Here is a 5,332-nt window from a genome sequence, read left to right on the forward strand (position 1 = left end):
CCTACCCCTGCCGGCAAGGCCGTCTGGTTCGAGCTGTCAGAGCCCTGACATGCCCACCTCAAGCCGGCAGGCCCGGGGACAATGAAGCGCTCCGGCTTTGTGGAGGCTCAACGCCGCCCCCTCCCCGGAGTACTTCGGTTACAAGCGCGGCCTGACGCTTTTGAACGCAGTCAATGATCAAGTGATGGGGATCGGGCAGATGGTCGTGCCCGGCACGCCGCGCGACTCGCTGTACATCCTCGACACCCTGATCAACATCGACGCGGGGCCGCAACCCGAGGTCGTCACGACCGACCAGGCATCCGACTCGGACGTGGTCTTCGGGATCTTCTCCATGCTGGGCTACCGGTTCGCGCCCCGCTTCGCCGATCTGGGCGATCAGCGGTTTTGACGCGCCGAGCTGCCCGACGGGACGGCGCCGGCGTACGGGCCGCTGGAGGCGATTGCCCGCAACAAGATCAACCGGATGAGGATTCACACCCAGGGGTCGGATATGACTCGGGTCGCCGGATCGCTGGTGAACAACCAGGTCCGTGCCTATGACCTGCTGCGCATGTTCGCCCGCAACGGCTCCCCGACCCCGCTCGGGGAGGCGTTCGCCGAGTACGGCCGGATCGACAAGACCCTGCACCTGCTGTCCATCCTGGACCCGATCGACGACACCTACCGCCGCAAGCTGAACAAGCAGCTCACCGTCCAGGAGTCCCGGCACCGGCTCGCCCGCAAGATCCGCCACGGCGCCAGCGGCCAGATCCGCAAGCCCTACCGCGAAGGACAAGAAGATCAACTACGGGTATCACCGGAATACGGCAGAAACGGGCGCAAGACCGCGTAGCCACATGAATCCGGTTGCGGCGGGACTGGTGTGCCTGGTGGGGTACCTGCATGGACGCTGCTACTGAGCAGGTACAACGCGCGAGGGCAGGAAAAGACAGTACGATCACGCGGCAACCGGCTCCATGACACAGGCTGGCGGTGCTCGGGGCCCTGATGCTGGCCGCTCTTACCTTCAACACCGCGGAGAACCTGCCGGTCGGCCTCTTGGAGCTCATCTCCGACGACCTACGGATGTCCCTGTCAGCGGTTGGCCTGCTGGTTACTGGTTACGGCGTGACGGTGGCCGTCGCATCCGTGCCACTCGCCCACGTCGTGCGGGCTGTACCCCGACGCTATGTGCTTACGGGACTGCTTGCTGCGCTCGTGGTGTCGAGTCTTGTTGCGGCGCTGGCTGCCTCCTACCGGCTGCTCCTCGTGACGCGGCTACTGACCGCGCTTGCCCAGGCGCTGTTCTGGGCCGTGACGGGGCCGGTCGCGGTGGGTCTGTTCGCGCCCGAGGTCCGGGGGCGGGTGGTCGGGGCGCTATCCGTCGCTGGTTCGCTCGCTCTCGCGCTTGGTGTTCCCGCTGGAACGTGGCTGGGCCAGCTGGCCGGGGTGAGCATCACTGGTGCGTTTCTGGACCGTTTTCCGCAGTCCGCGTTGGCCGCCGCCGTGGCCACGCAGGCGGTAGGCATGCTCGGCCTGTATGCGTTCGGCGCTCATCAGGTGGCGGCGGTGGTGTTTCTGATGCTGATGGGCGGTGCACTCGGGCCGGTGTTCATGTCCACTCAGAACGCGATGCTGCACTGCGCGCCGGGCCGCACGGACATCGCCTTGGCGGCGAACTCCGGCGCCTACAACGCCGGCATTGCGGCAGGTGCCGCGCTTGGGGCACTGGTCCTGCCGCTCGCTGAGGTACGAGGCACTTTCCTCGCCGGGGGGGCTACTGACCGTTGGGTCCTGCACGGTCCTCCTCGGCGGCGGGCTGCGACGTGCGCGCCGTCGTCCACAATGCCGATGAGGAACACCGACTCGTAGCCGCCGGTGGGCCGAGTCGCGCGCGGTCCGCCTCGGGGTGGCTGACCGGCTCCGGCTGCACCAGGTGTCCCGGCCGACTCGTTCGAAGCCGCAGTGCCGTTCGACCTGGTGCTGCGCGTGGACGCCGCGTGGGCCTTCGAGGCCCTGGCCGCCGCCGACGAGCACCGCGACCTGTGGCTCGGCGGCTACCACGATGTGCTCGGCTTCGTCACGCTCCTGCTCCGGCCGACGGAGCGGTAGCCCGGCTGACCGTATCGGAAGAAGGCGTGAAGAAGATGGGCGGGTTCGGGCAATCAGCGCTGATCACTTCTTCAGAAAGGCGCCAAATGCATGAGCTCGTCCCCTGTCCGTGTCTTACGCATGAGTGAGGCGACGACTGACGCGTCGATCATCGAACGGTCGTTACACGAGGCCGACGCGTTCTCGATGATCTTCGATCGGTATTTCCCGGTCATCCACCGGTACGTGGCGGCCCGGCTCGGGCCGGGCGCGGCCGACGACGTGGCCGCCGAGACGTTCCTCGCCGCCTTCGACCAGCGGCACCGCTACGACCCGGCCTTCGACGACGCGCGGGCCTGGCTGTACGGAATCGCCACGAACCTGATCGGTCGGCACCGCCGCGGCGAGATCCGCCTGTACCGCGCGCTCAGCCGTGCCGCCAGCCCGGACGACGTCGCCGGGCACGCCGACCGGGTGGTGGAGCGCGTCTTCGCCGAACGGCTGAGCCCCGAGCTGGCGCGCGGGCTGGCGGCGCTGTCCAAGGGCGACCGCGACGCGCTGCTGCTCGTCGCCTGCGCCCAGCTCAGTTACACGGAGGTGGCACGCGCCCTGAACATTCCGGTCGGCACGGTGGGCTCCCGGGTCAACCGAGCCAGGCGCCAACTGCGCACCACATTGGGCCCCACGGCACGGGAGGTAATCGACCATGGATGAGCTGCGGCAGCTACGCGACCGTCACGACGCGATGCCGGATCCGGCCGCGGAGGTCGTCTCGGAGGCGCGTTCCCGGCTGGCGGCCCACATGCGCGCGTCCCGGAACCGGAGGCCCGCCCGGTTCGTGGCCGTCCGCCGCACCCGGCCGGTGTGGGGGCTCGGCCTGGCCGGCGCGGCCGCCGCCGCCGTCCTGGTGGCGACCACGGTGAACGGCGCGGAGACCGGCAGCGGCCGTGCCGGGGTCGTGAGCGCGGTCCCCCGTACGGGCGCGACTCCGACCGGCGCCCCGTCCCCCACGACCCTGCGGCTGCGTCCCGTCGCCGACGCGCGAGACCTGGCCGGCAACGCGGCGGCCCAGGCCGCGGCAGAGCCGGACGTCACGCCCCGGCCGGGCCAGTGGGCGTACCTGAAGAGCCTCACCGCCCAGACGCGGGTGGACGGCGGCCCCGGACTGTTCGGCATTCCGAAGGTGAAGACGACTCATGAGAGCTGGCGGCGCCTGGACGAGAAGGGCTTCGCCTACATGGAGCACGGCCAGCTCAAGGTGGAAGAGGGATCGGAGTACGAGGTGACGTACCCGTACCTGCTCTCGCTGCCGGAGGACCCCGGCGCGCTGCTGGAGCGCGTGTACGAGCAGATCAACGCCGAGGAGACCGCGAAGCGGCAGGACCGCCCGGCAGCCAAGGGCGGCCACCGCTTCACGCCCGCTCCGCTCACCCGCGACGAGCGGGACATGTACGCGTTCCAGTACATCGCCCAGGGCATGCGCGACGCCGTGCTGCCCGCCAGGATCCGCGCCGCGATGTACGGGGCCATGGCCAGGATCCCCGGCGTCCGGTACGAGAAGGGTGCGTCGGACCTCGCCAAGCGCCCCGGGGTGACCCTCTACCGGGTCGGCAACGGCTACCTGCGCGACGAGATCTTCATCGACCCGGAGACGTACGCGTACCTCGGCTACCGCACCGTCGTGATCCGGGACCACAAGGAGCTCTTCAGCGCGGTGCGCAAGGGCCAGATCCTCGGCTGGGACGCCCAGCTCAAGGGCGCGATCGTCGACGAGGCGGGCGACCGCCCACCTTTGACAGGCGAGCGGATATCGGCGGACTGAATAAGCGATCGGAGATGGAAGTGGAGTTTTGAAAAAATTCTCAGAGCGGATGGCGAGATTTCTCGGGGCCGACGACGCATTGCATCTCGGAGATGACACGCATGCGCTCGACGACGAAGAAGAAACAGGCGATTCGGAATACGCTGATGATGATCTTTGAAAGACCGGTCCTGTTCTCCCGGGGACGAGGAGGCGTCATCCGAAGTTCCGGTGCCGGTAGAGGCCGGGGCCGGGGTTGGGGGGATCGCGGGTCACGGAGCGGGCCAGGGAGGTTCTCTCGATGACGTTCACGGTGGCGGAGGTGCGCTCGCGCACTTATAAGGCGAAAGACGCCTGGTGGACGGTGTTCCTGGTGGATCCCCTGGCGGGCCCGCTCGTGGCCGTGACCGCGAACCGGACCTCGATCACCCCGAATCAGATCACCTGGGGCGCCTTCGTTCTCGGGCTCGGGTCGGCCGGTTGCTTCGCAATGGCCGACTGGGCGTGGTTGGTCGCCGGAGCCGTTCTCTATCATCTGAGCTTCGTGCTGGACTGCGTGGACGGCAAGATCGCGCGCCTGAAGGGCACCGGAACCGTCCTAGGCGGCTGGCTCGACTACGTCTTCGACCGGATTCGGGTGCTCACCTGCACGCTCGCCCTGACCTGGGGGCAATACGCGGCGAGCGGGCAGGAGATCTATCTGGTTCTCGGCGTCATGATCGTTTTTCTCGACATGCTGCGCTATGTCGACGCCCTTCAAATCGCGAAGGTCCGGCGGCAGATGCGCCGCACGCTGAAGAAGGCGACGCAGGAGTCGGCCACGGCCGGCCTGCCGACCGTCTCCGCAGATCTGCTGCTCGAAGACGGCGACCTTGACGCCGACGAGATCACGGTCCGCCCGGCCGGGACTGTTGACCTTCAGCAGGAGTTTCGCACGCGTTTCGACTGGTACCTCCGCGTCCGCGAATGGTTGCGCGCCCATCGTGTCCGCACCCACCTGGTCAGCGGCATCGAGTTCCAGATGGCCGTGTTCATCGTCGGCCCCCTGCTGGGCCAGATCGTCGCGGTCACCATCGGCGCGGCGACCCTCCTGCTCGTCTTCGAGGCCGCGATCATGTACAAACTCTGGCTGTCCTCCCGCGACTTCACCCGCGCTCTGGCCGGCATCCCGCCGCCGCCCACGCACTCCACACTCTCCACACTCGGGTAGACGCCCGCCCTTCTCCCGAACACGACCGACACGCCCACGCTCCTACCTCCGGGGCCTCACCCCCGGCAAAGCGCTTCGGCCAGGCGCCACGCCATGCGCCCTGCCCAGGACCAAAGCGCACGACATGCGCCCGGTCCGGGACCGGCGAGGCCACTCGCCGGGCCCGGGCCGGGGCCCCCCGCGACCGCCCCCGACTTCACGCGTCACCCCAGGGGGCCCCCTCACCCCGGACGGAAATGTGAAGATAG

At 68.5% G+C, this 5,332-nt stretch carries 5 protein-coding genes and 1 pseudogene; all 6 read left to right on the plus strand.

The annotated features are described in order from the left end of the window. Positions 1 to 106: 106 nt before the first annotated feature. Positions 107 to 790: pseudogene (locus AB0B64_RS60660) on the plus strand (Tn3 family transposase); the annotation flags it as partial. Between the two features lie 185 nt (positions 791 to 975). Then, positions 976 to 1,854, plus strand: coding sequence for an MFS transporter (locus AB0B64_RS60665; RefSeq protein WP_358207648.1), 879 nt, complete (start codon positions 976 to 978; stop codon positions 1,852 to 1,854). A gap of 93 nt (positions 1,855 to 1,947) precedes the next feature. After that, positions 1,948 to 2,094 (plus strand): hypothetical protein, encoded by a 147-nt coding sequence (locus tag AB0B64_RS60670; protein ID WP_357961056.1) that lies wholly within the window; start codon positions 1,948 to 1,950, stop codon positions 2,092 to 2,094. Between the two features lie 120 nt (positions 2,095 to 2,214). Then, a complete protein-coding gene (locus tag AB0B64_RS60675) occupies positions 2,215 to 2,787 on the plus strand; it encodes a sigma-70 family RNA polymerase sigma factor (RefSeq protein ID WP_358207653.1) in 573 nt (190 codons plus the stop codon). Then, a complete protein-coding gene (locus AB0B64_RS60680) occupies positions 2,780 to 3,895 on the plus strand; it encodes a CU044_5270 family protein (protein WP_358207657.1) in 1,116 nt (371 codons plus the stop codon). The genes AB0B64_RS60675 and AB0B64_RS60680 overlap by 8 nt, the downstream gene beginning before the upstream one ends. A 280-nt stretch (positions 3,896 to 4,175) precedes the next feature. Continuing rightward, complete coding sequence (locus tag AB0B64_RS60685) at positions 4,176 to 5,084, plus strand: CDP-alcohol phosphatidyltransferase family protein (RefSeq protein WP_358207661.1); 909 nt, start codon at positions 4,176 to 4,178, stop codon at positions 5,082 to 5,084. The last annotated feature ends 248 nt before the right edge of the window (positions 5,085 to 5,332 follow it).

It is taken from the genome of Nonomuraea sp. NPDC049129, assembly GCF_040648495.1.
Lineage (GTDB): Bacteria > Actinomycetota > Actinomycetes > Streptosporangiales > Streptosporangiaceae > Nonomuraea.

Excerpts from the sequence above, each read along its gene's own strand:
- AB0B64_RS60675 (WP_358207653.1), top strand. The coding sequence starts at position 2,215 with ATGAGTGAGGCGACGACTGACGCGTCGATCATCGAACGGTCGTTACAC.
- AB0B64_RS60685 (WP_358207661.1), top strand. The coding sequence starts at position 4,176 with ATGACGTTCACGGTGGCGGAGGTGCGCTCGCGCACTTATAAGGCGAAA.
- AB0B64_RS60680 (WP_358207657.1), top strand. The coding sequence starts at position 2,780 with ATGGATGAGCTGCGGCAGCTACGCGACCGTCACGACGCGATGCCGGAT.